14 protein-coding genes and 1 tRNA gene are annotated in these 17078 nt (G+C 70.3%); 8 read left to right on the forward strand and 7 right to left on the reverse strand.

The features are described 5' to 3' along the window. Nucleotides 1-358: 358 nt before the first annotated feature. The 3 genes from OP04_RS17890 to OP04_RS17900 all read right to left on the reverse strand — a co-directional run bounded on the left by OP04_RS17890 (nt 359) and on the right by OP04_RS17900 (nt 2435). Entirely contained in the window at nt 359-637 is a 279-nt protein-coding gene (locus OP04_RS17890) for a hypothetical protein (protein WP_033340841.1), read from the reverse strand. Nucleotides 638-1046: 409 nt separating this feature from the next. Next, nucleotides 1047-1985, reverse strand: a complete 939-nt coding sequence (locus tag OP04_RS17895) for a helix-turn-helix domain-containing protein (RefSeq protein WP_051798201.1) — start codon at nt 1983-1985, stop codon at nt 1047-1049. 207 nt (nt 1986-2192) lie between these two features. Beyond that, nucleotides 2193-2435, reverse strand: coding sequence for a mycoredoxin (locus tag OP04_RS17900; protein ID WP_033340842.1), 243 nt, complete (start codon nt 2433-2435; stop codon nt 2193-2195). Nucleotides 2436-2559: 124 nt separating this feature from the next. Here OP04_RS17900 and OP04_RS17905 point away from each other — a divergent pair, with 124 nt between their 5' ends. The 3 genes from OP04_RS17905 (at nt 2560) to OP04_RS17915 (ending at nt 5747) form a co-directional block, all read left to right on the forward strand. After that, nucleotides 2560-4707: an ATP-dependent DNA helicase UvrD2 gene (locus tag OP04_RS17905; RefSeq protein WP_033340843.1), complete on the forward strand. Its 2148-nt coding sequence runs from the start codon at nt 2560-2562 to the stop codon at nt 4705-4707. 129 nt (nt 4708-4836) lie between these two features. Further along, nucleotides 4837-5217, forward strand: coding sequence for a hypothetical protein (locus tag OP04_RS17910; protein ID WP_033340844.1), 381 nt, complete (start codon nt 4837-4839; stop codon nt 5215-5217). A gap of 164 nt (nt 5218-5381) precedes the next feature. Next, entirely contained in the window at nt 5382-5747 is a 366-nt protein-coding gene (locus OP04_RS17915) for a WhiB family transcriptional regulator (protein ID WP_033340845.1), read from the forward strand. 294 nt (nt 5748-6041) lie between these two features. On the opposite strand, the gene OP04_RS17920 is transcribed toward OP04_RS17915, so the two are convergent. From OP04_RS17920 to OP04_RS55675, 3 genes are all read right to left on the reverse strand, one after another. Beyond that, nucleotides 6042-7394, reverse strand: a complete 1353-nt coding sequence (locus tag OP04_RS17920) for an ABC1 kinase family protein (protein WP_033340846.1) — start codon at nt 7392-7394, stop codon at nt 6042-6044. Between the two features lie 4 nt (nt 7395-7398). Further along, the gene (locus OP04_RS17925; RefSeq protein WP_033340847.1) at nt 7399-8505 is read right to left on the reverse strand and encodes a hypothetical protein; all 1107 of its coding nucleotides are present in this window, start codon (nt 8503-8505) and stop codon (nt 7399-7401) included. Between the two features lie 213 nt (nt 8506-8718). Further along, the gene (locus OP04_RS55675) at nt 8719-8889 is read right to left on the reverse strand and encodes a DUF5679 domain-containing protein (protein ID WP_232323633.1); all 171 of its coding nucleotides are present in this window, start codon (nt 8887-8889) and stop codon (nt 8719-8721) included. A 446-nt stretch (nt 8890-9335) separates the two neighbouring features. On the opposite strand from OP04_RS55675, the gene OP04_RS17930 reads away from it, so the two are divergent. Then, nucleotides 9336-9866, forward strand: coding sequence for a M48 metallopeptidase family protein (locus OP04_RS17930; protein WP_033340848.1), 531 nt, complete (start codon nt 9336-9338; stop codon nt 9864-9866). A 629-nt stretch (nt 9867-10495) separates the two neighbouring features. After that, a complete protein-coding gene (locus OP04_RS17935) occupies nt 10496-11095 on the forward strand; it encodes a hypothetical protein (RefSeq protein WP_033340849.1) in 600 nt (199 codons plus the stop codon). Between the two features lie 185 nt (nt 11096-11280). On the opposite strand, the gene OP04_RS17940 is transcribed toward OP04_RS17935, so the two are convergent. Continuing rightward, on the reverse strand, nt 11281-12603 hold the full coding sequence (locus OP04_RS17940; protein ID WP_033340887.1) for a zinc-dependent metalloprotease: 1323 nt from the start codon (nt 12601-12603) through the stop codon (nt 11281-11283). Between the two features lie 119 nt (nt 12604-12722). On the opposite strand from OP04_RS17940, the gene OP04_RS17945 reads away from it, so the two are divergent. The 3 genes from OP04_RS17945 (at nt 12723) to OP04_RS17955 (ending at nt 17057) form a co-directional block, all read left to right on the forward strand. Next, a complete protein-coding gene (locus OP04_RS17945; protein WP_033340850.1) occupies nt 12723-13730 on the forward strand; it encodes a YlbL family protein in 1008 nt (335 codons plus the stop codon). 198 nt (nt 13731-13928) lie between these two features. After that, complete coding sequence (locus OP04_RS17950) at nt 13929-16898, forward strand: UPF0182 family membrane protein (RefSeq protein WP_232323632.1); 2970 nt, start codon at nt 13929-13931, stop codon at nt 16896-16898. An 85-nt stretch (nt 16899-16983) separates the two neighbouring features. Continuing rightward, nucleotides 16984-17057 (forward strand) — tRNA-Met (locus tag OP04_RS17955). Nucleotides 17058-17078: the final 21 nt, after the last annotated feature.

Genomic DNA, 17078 nt, shown 5'->3' on the forward strand with positions numbered 1-17078 from the left:
CCGTCGATATCGCGAAATATCGGGCGCGCAGTGCCCGGGTGATCGCCGTGGGCGCTCAGACCTCGACGCCGAAAGCGCAGCAGGTTCTCTACTTGCCGAATTTTCGGGCGTGCCGGCGCCCGATCCACGTAGCCACAAACCGGCGGCGATCCGCAAAGCCGCATGAATCCTGGTCTTCGGTGACCACGGCGGAACCGGCTCCGATCGGCGGGCCGAAGCGGAGCGCCAGCGGAGTCTTCGGCACGTCGGAGGTTGGCTCGGCCCCAGGCCGGCAGAGCGCCCACGGGGGCATGCGGACCGCGGCCACGCCGAAACGGGAAAAGGAGATCGTGGGTTTGTCGTCGGTGACGGAGTGTTGTCAGGCGTCGGGGACGGGTTCGAGGTCGCGGGACTGCCAGGCTTTGGGGTCGCCGACGCGGATGATCTTGACGCGTTGGCGACCGGAGCGGACCGCGCCCATTGCGGACAGTGCGCGGGCGAGGTCGAGGGCTGCGGCGCGGTCCTGAGCCAGGACGGTCTGGCGGCGGGGCTCGGGGGTGGTCCGTTCGTCGCGGACGGACTTGCCGTCGGCCCAGACCGTCTCCATCGCGGGTGGTTCCACGGGCCGGATATCGGTGCGGACGATCAGATAGCGCATGATCCACTCCCAATCTCGGCCGGTGACGCTCGGTGGTGCTTCGTGCACTTCCCACCAAAGTGGAAGTTGCAGTCGTCCACCACGGACATGTTTATGGCAGGCATTCGAAGCCGACAAGCACGAGGATTCCCTCCGGCGCCGGAGCCACCCGAACGAGTGAAAGCCGCTCACTGTGAGTGAGCGGCCGACCCGGCTCGGCTAGTGAAAGCGCTCTCTGTGCGGGACGTCCGCGCCGCCCAGTCTGCGCTGTGCCGGGCTGTCGCGCAGTACCTCTCAGATCATGGACAGCCGGACTCGACCGACATTCCGGTCATGGGCCCCCGAGGAGGCCCGGGGCGCACGAGGAAAACGGCGACAGTGGCGTGTGGACACCACCGGCCGGGTCATTCGAGGAATGGTGAAAGATCGGTCAGGAGAAATGCTGGTCCGGCGAGCGGCGCTGCATCGGCGCGTGGCTGTTGAGGTGCACGGTGTCGGCCACCTCGGCGAGCCACGCCATCGAATCCTCCGGCGAGAGCGCGGCGTCGCGGAGCCAGTCGTAGACCGTGGCGTAATGCCGGACCTCGTCGCCCTCGTTGACGAACATGTCACGCTCGAGCGTTTCCACCGCGACCGTCTCCGGGTCCTGCGGGTCGGCGAACCGGTAGATCGAGAAGCTGGTATGTGCCAGGTACCAGTTCGCCACCGTGGCGGTGCGCGGCAGCACGCGGATCGTGACGTTGGGCAGCGTGCCGAGCCGGCGGAGGTGGCCGACCTGGCCGCGCAGGATGTCCGGCGGGCCGCCGCGGCCGATGAGCGCGGTCTCCTCCAGCACGGCGTCGTACCGCGGCGCATCCGGCCGACGGAGCAGGCCCTGGCGGGAGATCCGCGCGTTGACCTGGTTCTCCAGGCTCTCCGGGCCGCGGCCGTCCGGCGTGGGGAGTGCGAGCGGGCGCGCGGAGATCAGGCGCAACCGGGCGTATTCCGGCGTCTGCATCAGGCCGGGGACGAACATCGGCGCGTACTCCCGGATGTCGACGCAGCCGGCCTCCAGCTCGGCCCAGTCGCGCTGCTGCGGCGTCATCACCGGGTACGCCCGGAGCCAGGCCCGCGTGTTGCCGGCGTCGCGCGTGATCGCGATCAGCTCGTCGCGGGGCGCCCCGGACACGCCGTAGAGGTCGAGCAGGTCGAGCACGTCGCCGAGATCGGGGCGACTGCGCCCGTTCTCCAGGCGGGAGAGCTTGGACGCGGAGGCCCAGCCGATCCGCTCGATGACCTGGTCGCCGGTGAGGCCCGCGGCCTCACGAAGACGGCGCAGCTCTTGGCCGAGCCTGCGTCGCCGGACTATCGGGCTCGGCGCAGGAGACACCGAAACCTCCACACGTCAGTTATCGGGGAGCATCAACAGTTCGCCGCCGTCCATTATGAACCGCTTCATCGCTGATGTGGGACCGTAAGAGTCGCATGTTGGTCAAATACCAGGACGCAGATTAATAGAAATCTGGACCTTGTAACCCAAACCAAACGGCCGCCGATCGTAAATGATCACAATCGGCGGCCGTATATTGCTGAGAGCTTAAGCGGCGAGCGCCTTGAGATGCGCCTTCACCGCGACGATCGACGGGTTGGTAAGCGCGGACCCGTCCTCGAAACGCAGCGTGGGTACGGTCTGGTTGCCCCCGTTGACCCCCATCACGAACGAGGCGGCGTCCTCGTCCGCCTCGATGTCCACCACCTCGTAGCCGATGCCCTCGCGGTCGAGCTGAGTCTTGAGGCGGTGGCAGTATCCGCACCAGCTCGTCGAGTACATGGTCAACATGGCAGGTTCTCTCCCTCGGCAGGCGTTCGTGACCCGATCATCGTCCTCAACCAGGGACGGTGTGCGGATAATCCCGGGCCCGGCGAGAGGCCGTCGCACCGGGGATGACCTAGGCTCGAACGCCGTGGGTGACAGCGTCATAGCCGGGTTGGACCCGGATCAGCTCCGGGCGGTGACCGCCCCCGCGGGCGCGGTCTGCATCCTGGCCGGCGCCGGCACCGGCAAGACCCGGGCCGTCACCCACCGCATCGCGCACCGCGTCGTCTCCGGCGAGATCTCCGGCCGGCACGTGCTGGCGGTCACGTTCACGGCCCGCGCCGCCGCGGAGATGCGCGCGCGGCTGGTCGCGCTCGGCGTGCCCGGCGTGCAGGCGCGCACGTTCCACGCGGCCGCGCTCCGGCAGTTGCGCTACTTCGCGCCCCGGATCCTGGACGGCCGGCAGATGCCGCAGCTGCTGGAGAGCAAGGCGCGGCTGGTGACGCTCGCGGCCGGCCGGGCGAACGTGCGCGCCGACCGGCTCGTCGCGCGCGACCTGGCGAGCGAGATCGAGTGGGCCAAGTCGTCGCTGGTCGAGCCGGGGGACTACCCGGCCGCCGCGGTCAAGGCGATGCGTGAGCCGCCGCTGGCCCCGGAGCGCGTCGCGGCGGTCTTCACGGAGTACGAGCGGATCAAGCGTGCCCAGGGCGTGATCGACTTCGAGGACATGCTGCGTGCCGCCGTCTGGGGCATCGAGGAGCACCCGGACGTGGCCGAGGAGATCCGATCGCAGTACCGGCACTTCGTGGTCGACGAGTACCAGGACGTGAACCCGTTGCAGCAGCGGCTGCTCGACGCCTGGCTCGGCGGTCGGGACGACCTGACCGTGGTCGGCGACGCCAGCCAGACCATCTACTCGTTCACCGGCGCCACCTCGTCTTACCTGATCGACTTCTCCCGCCGGTTCCGCGGCGCGACCGTGGTGCGGCTGACCCGCGACTACCGGTCCACGCCGCAGGTGGTCGGCCTGGCGAACGCGGTGATCCAGGCCGCGCGCGGCGCGGAGGCCCGGCTGCGGCTGGAGCTGGTCGGGCAGCGCGCGCCGGGGCCCGAACCGGAGCTGCGGATCTTCGGTGACGAGCCGGACGAGGCGACCGCGGTGGCGCGCCGAGCCGTCGAGCTGATCAGGTCCGGCGTGCCGGCGCGCGAGATCGCGGTGCTGTTCCGGACGAACGCGCAGTCCGCCGCGTACGAGGCCGCGTTCACCGAGGCGCACGTGCCGTACGTGATCCAGGGCGCCGAACGCTTCTTCGAACGCCCGGAGATCCGCCAGGCCATGGTCGCGCTGCGCGCCGCCACCCGGTCCACGCCGTCCGGCACACCGCTGCGCGCGGCCGTGGTGGAGGCGCTCGCCGCCACCGGCTGGTCCCCGGACACGCCCCCGACCGGCGGCGCCGCGCGCGAGAAGTGGGAGGCGCTGGCCGCGCTCGTGCAGCTGGCCGTGGACTTCGCGGCGGTGCCGGACATCCTGCCGATCGGCGAGGGCGCGGCCGTGCAGCGCGACGCCACGCTGAGCGGCTTCAACGACGAGCTGGCCCGCCGGGCGGCGCAGCAGCATGTGCCCGCGCTGGAGGGCGTCACGCTGGCCTCGCTGCACTCCGCGAAGGGCCTGGAGTGGGACGCGGTGTTCCTGGTCGGGCTGGCCGAGGGGACGCTGCCCACCACGTACGCGCGCACGCCTGAAGCCCTTGAGGAGGAGCGCCGGCTGCTCTACGTGGGCGTGACCAGGGCCCGGCACTGGCTGTGGCTCTCCTACGCGCAGAGCCGGTCGCCCGGTGGCCGCCCGCGCCGCCCGTGCCGGTTCCTGCCCAGCTTCGAGCGTCCCGCGGCCCGCACCCGCTCTCTCCAGAAGGAGGAGAGTCGGAAACCTGACCGGCGCCGCGTGCCGATCGCGTCCTGCCGGGTCTGCGGGGCCACGCTGCTGGCCGGTGTGGACCGCAAGCTGGGCCGCTGCCCGAGCTGCCCCAGCGACCTCGACGAGGAGCTGTACGAGCGCCTGACCGACTGGCGTGCCCGGGTCGCCGCGGGGCAGAAAGTTCCTGCTTACGTGGTCTTCACGGACGCCACGCTGGTCGCGCTGGCCGAACGCCGCCCGAGCCGGCCGGAACAGCTGGTCGAGATCGCCGGCATCGGGCCCCGCAAGCAGCGCCTCTACGCCGAGCCGGTGGTGGCGCTGATCGGCGGCGCGACGGTCGACGAAGTCACCGGCAAAAAAACTTCTGAGAACTCGGATTAATTCGTTTGCCTCCTCGCGTGGGAGGGGCATAGCCTCAGATCACACCTCACCGAGCACGCGCTTTCGTGCTGCTCGGAGGGGTTGGAAACCGTATTCGTCAACGGCTAGCGGAGAGAGAAGGTGACCCCAGTGGAGATCTACACGATGCTGCAGATCCCATCGATGTCCCCTGCCCTCCTGCTGTCCGTCGACGGTCCGGTCCGGCCCGTTTCCCCGGCGAGCGCGCATGCGCCGTCGTGGCAACGCGACCGGTCGGTCGTCTCCGTCATGCCGCAGGTGGACCAGGTCCGCACCCAGGCCGAACTGGTGCTGGATCAGCCGGTGGCAGATGGCGCGATTCGGGTCCAGAGGACCGGTGTCTCTCTGGTCAGCAGCAGCAAAGAGTCTCTCCAGGGCCGCAATGGCTCTGCGGGACTCAAGGGGATCACGGGCAACAAGGGCATGACTGTCGGCTCCGAGCGAGCCTTCGGCGGTGCCCGCGGTGTTCCACCTCGAGGAAGGCCGGTCTGAGTTAACAGACCAACCGGCTCACCTCGAGGCCGCGGAACCCGCTTACCGGGATCCGCGGCCTTCGTCATTTTCGAAGCCCGCACACCGGGTTCGGAAAGACTCCGACCCCCGTACCACGTCGGAAAGCGATCTACGAGATCGAAGCGAGAGAGAGGTGACCGGGCATGAGTCTGGCCCTTGCCGTGCTTGACACGAACGTCGAGCTGGAGGCAAACCTGCCCTGCCGGAAGTTCGACCCTGACCTGTGGTTCTCGGACGTCCCGGCCGAGCTCGAGCTGGCGAAGTCGCTCTGCGGGGACTGCCCGCTGCGCGCTGCCTGCCTGAGCGGTGCCGTGGACCGTGCCGAGCCCTGGGGCGTCTGGGGCGGCGAGATCTTCGAGCGTGGCGCGGTCGTTCCGCGCAAGCGGCCCCGTGGCCGTCCGCGCAAGGAGGACGCCGCGCGTGACGCGGAGCTCCGCACCGAGGTCGAGGCGCGGATGGCGGCCAACGAGCTGGCCGAGACCCGCAGCAACGTCCGGCTGGCGGCCTGACATGCACCCGATCAGCATCGACGCCGGTCACCGACCGGCTCCGGTACTCGAGATGACCCCCGAAACGACTGCTCTGACTCTGAATGGAGCCGGCAAGATGCAACTACTTCACGAAGCGCTGTCGAGGGTACGAATGCGACAGCCTCAGGCCGCACTCCGGAGCGCTGAGGCACCTCGATCCGCCCGTCGCGTCGCGATGGAGGCCCGTCAGCGGGCCGCTCGCGAAATGCGCGGATAACACCACACCGTCGGTATTCGTCTGATGCCCTCGGCCCGTCCGGGCCGGGGGCTTCTTTACTCGTCCGTCCCGAAGCCCGGCAGCCACTCCTCGACGATGCCGCGGTAGTGCGCCCTGGCCTCCAGCTGGGAGAGCACACCGATCGAGCCCATCGTGACGCGGTGCAGCAACAGGTACGACGGGGGGAGGTTCAGGTGCCGGCTCAACTGGTACGCCGGGGACTTCGGGCTGCTCAGCCGCACCGCCTCGCCACGCAGCCAGGCGCGGGTGAACTGGAACTCCTCCTCCGCGACCGGCGCCAGCATCGGCATCAGGAAGTCCAGCAGCGCCGCCGCGTCCAGCCTGGTGTCGCCGGCCCGGACGAAGCCCTCGGTGGTCAGCCCGGCCATCACGCCGTCCGCGTCGCCGGCCAGCGCCAGTGAGAGCAGCCGGCCGACCGGCTCGGGCAGGCCCTCGGGGAGCCGGGCCACCGCGCCGAAGTCGATCACGCCGAGCCGGCCGTCCGGCAGGATGCGGAAGTTGCCCGGGTGCGGGTCCGCGTGCAGCAGGCCGCAGCGCCGGGGCGCGGAGAAGTGCAGCACCGCCATGAGCCGGCCGGCCTCGTCGCGCTCCTCCTGGGTGCCGTCCGCGATGACCGCGGAGAGCGGCGTGCCGTCGATCCACTCGGTGACCAGCAGGCGTGGTGTCGCGCGGATCACCTCGGGGACGTAGATGTCCGGATCCTTCGCGTACCCCGCGTGGAAGGCACGTTGGGTCTCGGCCTCCAGCTCGTAGTCCAGCTCCTCGACGATCCGCTCGCGCAGCTCCGCGATCAGCGGCTTCACGTCTATGCCGGGCTGGATCGCGCGGAACATGCCGGCCAGCCGGGACAGCTGCTTCAGGTCCGCGACCAGCGCGTCCCCGGCGCCCGGGTACTGGATCTTCACGGCGACCGTGCGGTCCGGCACGCGTTTGCGGCCGCGGCCCGGAGGTGGCGAACGCCACACCGCGCGGTGCACCTGACCGATGCTGGCCGCGGCGGCCGGCACGTCCTCGAACTCCGCGAAGCAGGACCGCCAGTCCTCACCCAGCTCGGTCGCGAGCACCTTGTGCACGCTGGCGGCGGGCAGCGGGGGAGCGGCCTCCTGCAGCTTGGTGAGCGCCTGCCGATATGGCCCGGCGAGCTCCTCCGGCAGCGCGGCCTCGAACACCGAGAGCGCCTGCCCGAACTTCATCGCACCGCCCTTGAGCTGCCCCAGCACGCTGAAGAGCTGCTCGGCGGTGCGCTGCTGGATCTCCGCGGAGATGACGTCTGATGCGATGCCGGTGACGCGCTTCCCCAGCCCGAGCACCGTCCGCCCGGCGAAGCCGAGCGGCAGGCTGGCGAGCTTGGCAGTGCGAGCGGCCGCCCGTCGGGGGATATCGGTCACCAGATCATTGTGCCTGGGGAACCGGGTGGGTGTCGGGCTGGAAGCGAGGAGATCGGCGATGCCGCCGCCCGCAGTCGCAGACCGGGTGCTGTGCCCAGCGCCGCCGGCGCACCCGGGACGGCCCGTCCACCTCCACCGCCGCGCCGATCGTCTCCGGCGTCGCGCCGTCGAGGTAGGCCAGCACCTGCTCGGCCACGATCGCGGCCGCGGCCAGCACGGTCGCGGCGCCACCGGTCGCGCCCTCCGCGCCCGGCCGGGGGAGCAGCTGCGCCGCGAGCGCGGGCCAGGCCGGGTCGCGGTCACGCCGGTGCAGGTCGAGGCAGCGCAGGCACGGCACGCCGGACGCCGGGACCAGCGGGCCGACCACCATGGTGCCGTCACGCGCGCCGACCAGCAGGTGCGCCTGGCGGCGCTGGGCGAACCCGGCCGCGATCACCGGGGCCGGCCGGTCCAGCCCCAGCTGGACCACGATCGCGGCCCGGCCGCGCGGCACCGGGCTGACCCGCACGTCCGGCGCGACCCGCTGGACCGCGGCGGCCACGGCGGCGGCGCGTCTCTCCTCGCCGGCCGGTGGGGCCAGCGCGCCGCCGGCCCGGTCGGACGGCAGCACCGGACCGGACAGGTCGGCATGAATCCGGCCGACCCCGGCTTGGGCCAGCGCGACCGCGATCGGCCCGGCGGCCGGCCCCGGCCCGGTGATGGTGATGTCGGCCGCATATCGGCGGCGCAGCACACGGGCCGGGTTGTCCACAGCCCCATGATCACCCAGCGCGATCGAGGCGGCCTCGCCGGTCAGCCGCGAACGGGCCTCCTCGGGCAGGCGGCTGGGGAGGAAATGGTGGGCGCCGAGCAGGAGACCGGCGGCCCGGAGCGCGTGGAGGAGACCGATCGCGTCCTCGTCGCGGACGCCGAGACGGCGGGCGTGCTGCAGGATCGTGCCCTCGGACCGGGTGCCGTCGACCAGGTCGAGCAGCTCACCGGCGGTGCCGGCGGCCAGTTGGAGGATCACGGCGCGACGCCGGTCCAGGCCGAGCTGGAGCGTGTGCCGGTCGCGCCACACCCGGGCCAGGCCGGGGATCAGCATCGGGCGGTACAGCGTGGGCGTGCTCATGGGTGACACTGTGTCACCGATGCGGCGTCCGGCTCCCGGGTTATCCACAGGGCCGCACGGCTGTGCACCGTGTTATCCACAGAACGAAGCGGGTTATCCACAGGGAGTGCATGCGCCCGCACTTACTCAACGTGTTTGAGTCGTCGCGGTAACGGATGTCGGGCGGAAAAGCCGAGGGGGCGGCTGCGGCCGCCCCCTGTCAAGCACGCTGCGTCATTCCTTGGGGGCTTTGCCGAGGATGCGGTTCATGGTGGTGCCGCAGACCGGGCACTTGCCCTTCGCCATGTTCATCCCCGTCTTGGAGACCGAGACCTCGCCTTCGAAGTCCCGCTTCTCCTTGCACTTCACGCAGTACCCGTTGTATGTCTGGGTCTTGGTGGCCACGGTGCCCTCCTCGTTTCGGTGACCGGCGTGCCGCGCCGCGGTGTTTCCCGGCGCGGCGACCTCGTGTTCGGCGCCGGCTGTTCGTCGCGACCGCCGCCGGCGGGTCGCGGTCACCGCGAACCCCTACCCAGTGGCGGCCGCTTCCATGTCCGGTGCGTGCGTCGAGGTGGAGTCTGCCCGGCGTATTGCCCTGTTTTGGGCAGGTTCGTGCGGACACGCCGGAGAAGGTTTCCCCGTCGTCCACCTCGATGATCAAAAAAGTCCACCCCCCATGTCCAACCCCCGAAACCGCCGGGTAGTCTCGCTGCCGCGACAACTTTTTTTCGGACTCCAAGCCCAAAAGGGGACTTTTTGGGCCCAGTTCACCCGGTTGGCTCTTGCGAACCCCTGGTCACTAGGGATTAGCGTGCCGATGTGAACGGAACCCGAGGCACCGCGGGCCGGTAATGGCTGCTACGCGGAAGCCGGTCGTCGAGGTGCGGCGCAGTCAGCGTCGTCGCCGGACGGTGTCCGCCTATCGTGACGGCGAGCGCGTCGTGGTCCTCATCCCCGACCAGTTCTCCCGCGCCGAGGAGACCGAGTGGGTCGACAAGATGCTCGCCCGCCTCGCCGCCCGTGAGGAACGCCTCTGCCGCACCGACGCCGAGCTGCTCGCGCGTGCGCGCCGCCTGATCGCCCGCTACCTCGACGACTACCGCACCGTGGTCGTCCCGGAAAGCGTCCGCTGGGTCACCAACCAGAACGGCCGCTGGGGCTCCTGCACCCCCGCCGACCGCACCATCCGCATCTCCCACCGCATCCAGGAGATGCCCGAGTGGGTCATCGACTACGTGCTCCTGCACGAGCTCGTCCACCTCATCATCCCCAGCCACAACGCCCTCTTCTGGGACCTCGTCGGCCGCCACCCCCGCACCGAACGCGCCCGCGGCTACCTGGAAGGCATTTCGGCCGCCACCGGCATGGTCATGGACGATTAACCGCTCAAAACCCTTAAAATCCATTTCCCGCTTCCGGCGTGGTGGCGGTCCGCATGCTCCCGCGGGCACCGGTCGTCGCTGGCGCTCCTCCCTGCCGGTCCCGCCGTGGCACCGAAAACCCGCCCGACCGTAGCCGAGCTTCCCGCGTCGACCCCCGACTCGTCCGTAGTCACTGAACTTGTCGAGGATTAGCGCGAGACATTGCCGACCGCGGGGCTGCTTTTCCCGAAATTTCGGGCATAGAGTGCCCGGACGCGGCCGCCGCCGTCGCCACCTACACACCCCCGCCCGCCCGGCCTGCCGCTTCTCGGCGGAACCAGCTCCGAGCGTCGGGTGGCGTGCCGAGGCCGCGTGCCTAGTCGGCTCCGGGCGTCGGGCGACGCGCTGAGGCTCTGTCCGGCGATGGTCAAGCTGGCTCCGGGGCCTGGTGGTGTGCCGAGCCCCCTGCCCGGCGACGGGCCGCGCCGGCTCTCGGCGCGGCCGGCCAGCCGCGCCGAGAGCCTGTCCGGTGAACGTCCCGCCGATCGGGTGCACGGGGTCCCGCAGGACGGAGCCGTGCGGCTGCCATCCGGACGGGCCCCGCGCGGCGCGCGGCGTGGCTGTCGTTCGGGGGCGGATAGCGTGAGGGGATGACGAGGCGGGTGGCGGTGGCGGTGCTGGTGCCGGTGAGGTGGGCGCCGCCGGGGGTGGAGCTCGGGAAGTGGCGGGCTGCGCTGGCGGAGGACGTGGTGGATCTGCTGCGCGGGCTGGCGGAGGTGGAGGCCGGGATCGCCTGTGTCGAGGAGGATCTCGGGCTGGCGGAGGCGATCTCCTGGCCGGGGATGCCGGTGTACCGGGTGGGGCGGCTCAGCGCGGGGGAGATCTTCGCGGCGGCGGGGGCGGACGGGTTCGCGCAGGTGGCGCTGGTGGCGGGCGATGCGCCGAACCTGCCGGGGCTCACCGTGGGGAAGCTGCTGCGGCCGTTGACGACGCGGCCGCTGGCGACCGCGCGGGCGGACGGCGACGGCGGAGGGCTCGTGGGGGTGGCGGCGCGGGTACCCGTACCCCTGTGGCTGCCTGATTTTGATCTTGATGAGGGGGACCCGGCGGTGCTGCGGAAGGCGGCGGAACGGCCGGAACACGTCGGGTCGGCGCCGGAGTGGCGGCGGCTGCGGACGCCGGACGACCTGCATGCGCTGGACCCGGCCGTGGAGGGCTGGGATGTGACCCGAGCGCTGCTCGGCGGGTGAGATGCCGCGGCAGCCCCGCGGCAACGGAAGCCGGGATGTGACCCGCGCGCTCCTGAGCGGGTGAGATACGGCCGGTGGACGGGCACGAGCGTTCACCGGATGCCGCCCTCGCACAGATCGGGGCGTCCCCCATGTCGCTGGAACGACGTGGGGGACGCCCCGATCACCGGTGAGATGCCGGTTGGCTATGCCTTCGCGGGGCCGTCGCCGGATGACTCGTCCGGCTTGTCCGAGTCGCCGGGCGCCGACGCGTCGGGCGCCGTCGAGCCGGGCTCGGACGGGTCGTCGACGCTGGGCAGGTTGTCCAGTTCGGCGAGGTCGAAGTCGAGCTGGGAGCGGGCGAAGACCTCGGGGTGGGCGAAGTCGTCGTCGGTGGGGAGCAGGTCGGGGTGGGACCAGATCGCGTCCCGGCCGGCGACGCCGCGGTGCTCGGTGAGCGCGGCCCACAGCGCGGTTGCCTCGCGGAGGCGGCGCGGGCGGAGCTCCAGGCCGACCAGCGCGGCGAACGTCTGCTCCGCGGGACCGCCGGCGGCGCGGCGGCGGCGGAATGCCTCACCGAGCCGGACGACGTTGGGCAGACGCTCCTCGACCGCGGAGTCGACCACGTGGCACACCCAGCCCTCGACCAGCGCGAGCGCGGTCTCCAGCCGGTTGAGCGTGGCCTTCTGCTGCGGCGTGTCCTCGGGGCTGAAGATGCCCTCCAGCGCCATCGCCTGCATCGACTCCGGGTTGCCGGGGTCGATGCGGCCCATCGCCTCCTCGATCGCCTCGCGGTTGACCACGATGCCGGCCGCGTAGGCCTCGACGGCGCCGAGCACGTGGCTGCGCAGCCACGGGACGTGCTCGAAGAGCCGCTGGTGGGCGGCCTCGCGCAGCGCCACGTAGAGCCTGACCTCGTCCTCGGGGAGCTCGAGGCCCTTGCCGTACTGCGCGATGTTCGCCGGGACCATCGCGGCCATGCCGGCGGGGCCGAGCGGGAGGCCGATGTCGCCGGCGGAGAGCACCTCGGCCGCGAGCGAGCCGAGCGCCTGGCCGAGCTGGCCGCCGAAGAGCGCGCCGCCGAGCGTGGCGACCATCGACTGCATCGGGCCGAGCTGGGCGCGGGCCTCCTCGGGCACCAGGTCGCCCATGGCGGAGACCATGCGGCCGGCGACCGGGTCGCAGAGCTTCTTCCAGACGTCGAGCGTCCGGTTGACCCACTCGGTCCGGTTCCACGCGACGGCGGAGCGGATGCCGGAGGGGAGGGCGGAGGCGGGCTCCAGCCACAGATCGGCGAGGCGCAGCGCCTCGTCGACGGAGCTGCGCTCGAACGGTGTGAGGGACGAATCCCCGTTCGCGGCGAGCTGGCTCAGCGCCACCTGCTTGGCCAGGTCCCAGTTCACCGGGCCGGTGCCAGGGGAGGCGAGGAGCTGCTGCAGCTGCGCCATGAACTGCCGCATCTGCTGCGGGTCGTTGGGATCGGGCGGCTGCGCGCCCGGCAGGGCGAAACCGAACGGGATGTCAGGCACGTCGTCAACGGTACGCGCGCCGACCGCATTCGCGCGGGTCCCGGCCTTGCGCTCATAGCGAATCGGTACCTGATACACAGGAAACGACCAGTGACGCCGCTGTAGGTACGCTCAGCGACATGAAACGTCGTGGGTTCACGGTTCTCGTCGGTGCGCTCATCACCTTCGTGCTGACCATGGCGGCCGTGTACGCCCCGATCCCCTATGTGATCCTCAAGCCCGGCCCGACCGTCGACACGCTCGGCAAGGACAAGGACGCCGAGGTCATCCAGATCTCCGGCACCGACGTCTCCTCCTCCGCGGGCCAGCTGCGCCTGACCACGGTCGGCGTCCAGCCGGAGCCGAACCTGGTGAGTGCGATCCTGGGCTGGTTCGACGGCACCGAGGCGGTCGTGCCGCGCGAGCTGATCTACCCGCCGGACGAGAGCGAGGAGCAGGTCGACCAGCGCAACGCCGAGGAGTTCCAGGCGTCGCAGAACAGCGCGGAGACCGCCGCGCTGCGCAAGCTGGGCCTGCCGGTGCACGTCACGGTGGAGAAGGTCACCGACGGCGGCCCGTCCGTGGGCAAGCTCCAGGTCGGCGACGTGATCACCTCGGTGGACGGCGAGCCGGTCGGGACCGCGCCGCGGCTGACCGAGCTGGTCCGGGCCAAGCCGTCCGGGACCGAGCGGACCGTCGGTGTCACCCGGGCCGGCGCCGCGCTCACCGTGGCGATCACCACGCAGGAGCTCGAGGGGCAGCCGCGGATCGGCGTGGAGATCGCGGAGAAGCCGCCGTTCACGCTGGAGATCAAGCTCGACGAGATCGGCGGCCCGAGCGCCGGGCTGATGTTCACGCTCGGCATCATCGACAAGCTCAAGCCCGAGGACCTCACAGGCGGAAAGATCATCGCGGGTACGGGCACGATCGACGCGGACGGCAACGTGGGCGAGATCGGTGGCATCCCGCAGAAGCTGGTCGGCGCGAAGCGGGCCGGTGCCGAGGTCTTCCTGGTGCCGGAGGGCAACTGCGCGGAGGCGAAGCAGAACGCGGTCGACGGCCTGCCCATGTTCAAAGTGGCGACACTCGATGACGCGCTGTCCGCGCTGGACGCGCTGCGTGCCGGCCGTACCCCCGAACTCTGCTGAATCGAGCCTGTGTTTTTCCTGTATGTGGGACGTTTGTGAGATCAGAACGTGAGCGAGGCGCGTGACGACTCCTGTGACCACAGGCCGTAGTCTTGTGCTCGTAAAGAAGACAACTCCGGCCGGAAGGCACCGGCTGGCGCAGGACCTATAGCGGGCGGAGAGCCAACCGTGGTAGTGCGTAACAGTCCCCTACCGAGGATGAGCCGGCGAGGCCGCGCGACCATCGGCGTCCTGATCGGGGTGTTCGTCCTCTTCACCCTGCTCGGCTGGGGCGTCGATGCCTGGACCGACTGGTTGTGGTTCGACGAGGTCGACAAGACACAGGTCTTCACCGGCGTGCTGCTGACCCAGCTGCTTCTGTTCGTGGCGGTCGGCGCGGCGATGGCCGTGGTCATAGGAGCGAATCTCTACCTGGCCTTCCGGCTGCGCCCGCTGCTGCGGCCGCCGTCGGCGGAACAGGCCACCCTGGAGCGGTACCGGATGGTGCTGACGCCGCGGGTCGGCACCTGGATCGTGGTGCTGTCCGTGATCGTCGGCCTGTTCGCCGGCCTCTCCGCGCAGAACCACTGGCAGGACTGGCTGCTGTTCCGCAACTCGGTGCCGTTCGGCGTCGAGGACCCGGAGTTCAAGATCGACGTCAGCTTCTACGTGTTCGAGTACCCGTTCTGGCGGTACGTGCTCGGCGTCGGCTTCACGGCCGTGGTGCTGGCCGTGATCGGCTCGCTGGCCGTGCACTACGTCTTCGGCGGCGTCCGGCTGCAGGGCATCGGCGACCGGATGACCACGGCCGCCCGCGCGCACCTGACCTCGCTCGTCGCCGCGTTCGTGCTGCTCAAGGCCGTGGCCTACGTGCTCGACCGGCGGGCGCTGCTGCTCGACTACAACAGCGGCACGGACCTCTACGGCGCCGGTTACGCGGACATCAACGCGTTGCTGCCGGCCAAGGAGATTCTGGCGTACATCTCCATCGTGGTCGCCATCGCGATCATCGTCTTCTCCAACGCCTTCATGCGGAACCTGACCTGGCCCGGCGTCTCGCTGGCGCTGCTGGGCATCTCCGCGGCCTCGATCGGCGGCATCTACCCGTGGGCGGTGCAGACCTTCGAGGTCAACCCGAGCATCCGGGACAAGGAGGCGACGTACATCGAGCGGAGCATCAACGCCACGCGGGACGCGTTCAACATCTCGACCGGCGAGGTCACGAAGTTCGACTCGCGCACGCTGACGCCACCGCCGACACTGGCCGGTGACCAGAGCACGGTGCCGAACATCCGGCTCCTCGACCCGCAACTGGTGTCCGACACGTTCACACAGCTCCAGCAGGTCCGCGGCTTCTACGACTTCGGCGAGAAGCTCGACATCGACCGGTACACGGTCGACGGCAAGAGCCAGGACTACGTGGTCGGCGTCCGGGAGGTCAACTACAGCGAGCTGACCGACCAGCAGAGCAACTGGATCAACCGCCACACCGTCTACACCCACGGGTACGGGCTGGTGGCCGCGCCGGCGAACCGCGTGGAGTGCAACGGCCAGCCGTACTTCGTCTCCGGTTTCCTCTCCGAGGCCGCGCCCGAGCAGGCGCAGCAGCAGCGGCAGGGCTGCTCCTCCGCCGAGGAGGAGATCAAGGTCGGCCAGCCGCGCGTCTACTACGGCGAGCAGACCCGCGACGTGGCGAACGACTACGCGATCGTCGGCTCCGAGTCCGCGGACAAGAAGCGCGAGTTCGACCGGCCCGGCTCGAACAACGACACGTACTACACGTACACCGGCACCGGCGGCATCCCGATCGGGTCGCTGACCCGGCGCCTGCTCTTCGCGATCAAGAACGCGGAGACGAACTTCCTGCTCTCCGACGCGGTCAACGAGAACTCCCGGCTGATGTACGAACGCGACCCCCGCTCCCGGGTGGAGAAGGTCGCGCCGTTCCTCACCATCGACGGCGACCCGTACCCGGCCGTGGTCGACGACAAGATCGTCTGGATCCTGGACGGCTACACGACCTCCGCGACGTATCCCTACGCCCAGCGGATAAACCTGCAGACCGAGACGCAGGACGCCACCACCAACGCGGGCACGTTCCAGCTCGCCCGCGAAGACGTCAACTACATGCGCAACTCGGTCAAGGCCACCGTCGACGCGTACGACGGCACGGTCACGCTCTACGAGTTCGACACCAAGGACCCGGTGCTCAAGGCGTGGAACAACGCGTTCGGCGGCGACCTGATCAAGCCGAAGGCGGAGATCAGCCCGTCCCTGATGGAGCACCTGCGCTACCCGGTCGACATGTTCAAGGTGCAGCGCAACCTGCTGTCCAAGTTCCACGTCACCGACCCGGGCGGCTTCTTCACCGGCGACGACTTCTGGGCCGTGCCGAACACGCCCGGCCAGCCGGAGAACGAGGCGCCGCTACGCCAGCCGCCGTACTACCTGAACACGCCGCTCGGCGGCCAGACCACGCCGACGTTCCAGCTCACCTCCGCGCTCAACCCGAACGGGCGGCAGAACCTCGCCTCGATCATCTCCGGGTACTACGACGCGAGCGGCGATCCCAAGCTCCAACTGCTGGAACTACCGGACTCGACGACCGTGCTCGGCCCGGAACAGATCTTCCAGCGGATGACGACGGAAGGTAACGCGCGTACCGCGATCAGCCAGCTGACCGCGGACGGCAAGGCACAGCTGAAGTACGGCAACCTGCTGTCCCTGCCGTTCGGCGACGGCATCCTCTACGTCCAGCCGATCTACGTACAGGGCAACAACGAGAACGCGTACCCGTTGCTGCAACGCGTACTGCTCTCCTTCGGCGACGGCAACTACTCGGTCTTCGCCAACAGCATCACCGAGGGCATCACGCAGCTCGTCGACGCGGCGGCCAAGGGGCAACCCACGACACCACCACCGGCCGAACAGCCCGGTGGCGGAACGCCCACGCCGGCACCCAGCGGATCCGCGACACCATCGCCGTCCGCGTCGTCCAGCCCACCGGCCACGGCCGGCACGCTGGACCAGGCCGCGCAGAAGGTCCAGGCCGCGATCAACGAGGTCCGGGCCGCCCAGCAGTCCGGCGACTTCGACCGGTACGGGCGGGCACTGACCGCGCTCGACGCCGCGATGAAGGAGTGGGACGCGGCCCAGAAAGCGGCCAGCACCCCCAGCCCCGCAGGCTGATCCCGCTGCTCAACGGCCCCCGGCGCGCGTCGCCGGGGGCCGTTTTGCCGCTCCCGTACCCCCTGATGTAATGTCTTAGGAGCGACGCGGGGTGGAGCAGCTCGGTAGCTCGCTGGGCTCATAACCCAGAGGTCGTCAGTTCAAATCTGGCCCCCGCTACGAAGGTCGAAGGGCTTGTGT

It is taken from the genome of Catenuloplanes japonicus, assembly GCF_000717135.1.
Lineage (GTDB): Bacteria > Actinomycetota > Actinomycetes > Mycobacteriales > Micromonosporaceae > Catenuloplanes > Catenuloplanes japonicus.

Coding starts and splice junctions, on each gene's coding strand:
- OP04_RS17900 (WP_033340842.1), bottom strand. CDS start 2,435: ATGTTGACCATGTACTCGACGAGCTGGTGCGGATACTGCCACCGCCTC.
- OP04_RS17930 (WP_033340848.1), top strand. CDS start 9,336: ATGGCTGCTACGCGGAAGCCGGTCGTCGAGGTGCGGCGCAGTCAGCGT.
- OP04_RS17925 (WP_033340847.1), bottom strand. CDS start 8,505: ATGAGCACGCCCACGCTGTACCGCCCGATGCTGATCCCCGGCCTGGCC.
- OP04_RS17935 (WP_033340849.1), top strand. CDS start 10,496: ATGACGAGGCGGGTGGCGGTGGCGGTGCTGGTGCCGGTGAGGTGGGCG.
- OP04_RS17915 (WP_033340845.1), top strand. CDS start 5,382: ATGAGTCTGGCCCTTGCCGTGCTTGACACGAACGTCGAGCTGGAGGCA.
- OP04_RS17950 (WP_232323632.1), top strand. CDS start 13,929: ATGAGCCGGCGAGGCCGCGCGACCATCGGCGTCCTGATCGGGGTGTTC.
- OP04_RS17945 (WP_033340850.1), top strand. CDS start 12,723: ATGAAACGTCGTGGGTTCACGGTTCTCGTCGGTGCGCTCATCACCTTC.
- OP04_RS17890 (WP_033340841.1), bottom strand. CDS start 637: ATGCGCTATCTGATCGTCCGCACCGATATCCGGCCCGTGGAACCACCC.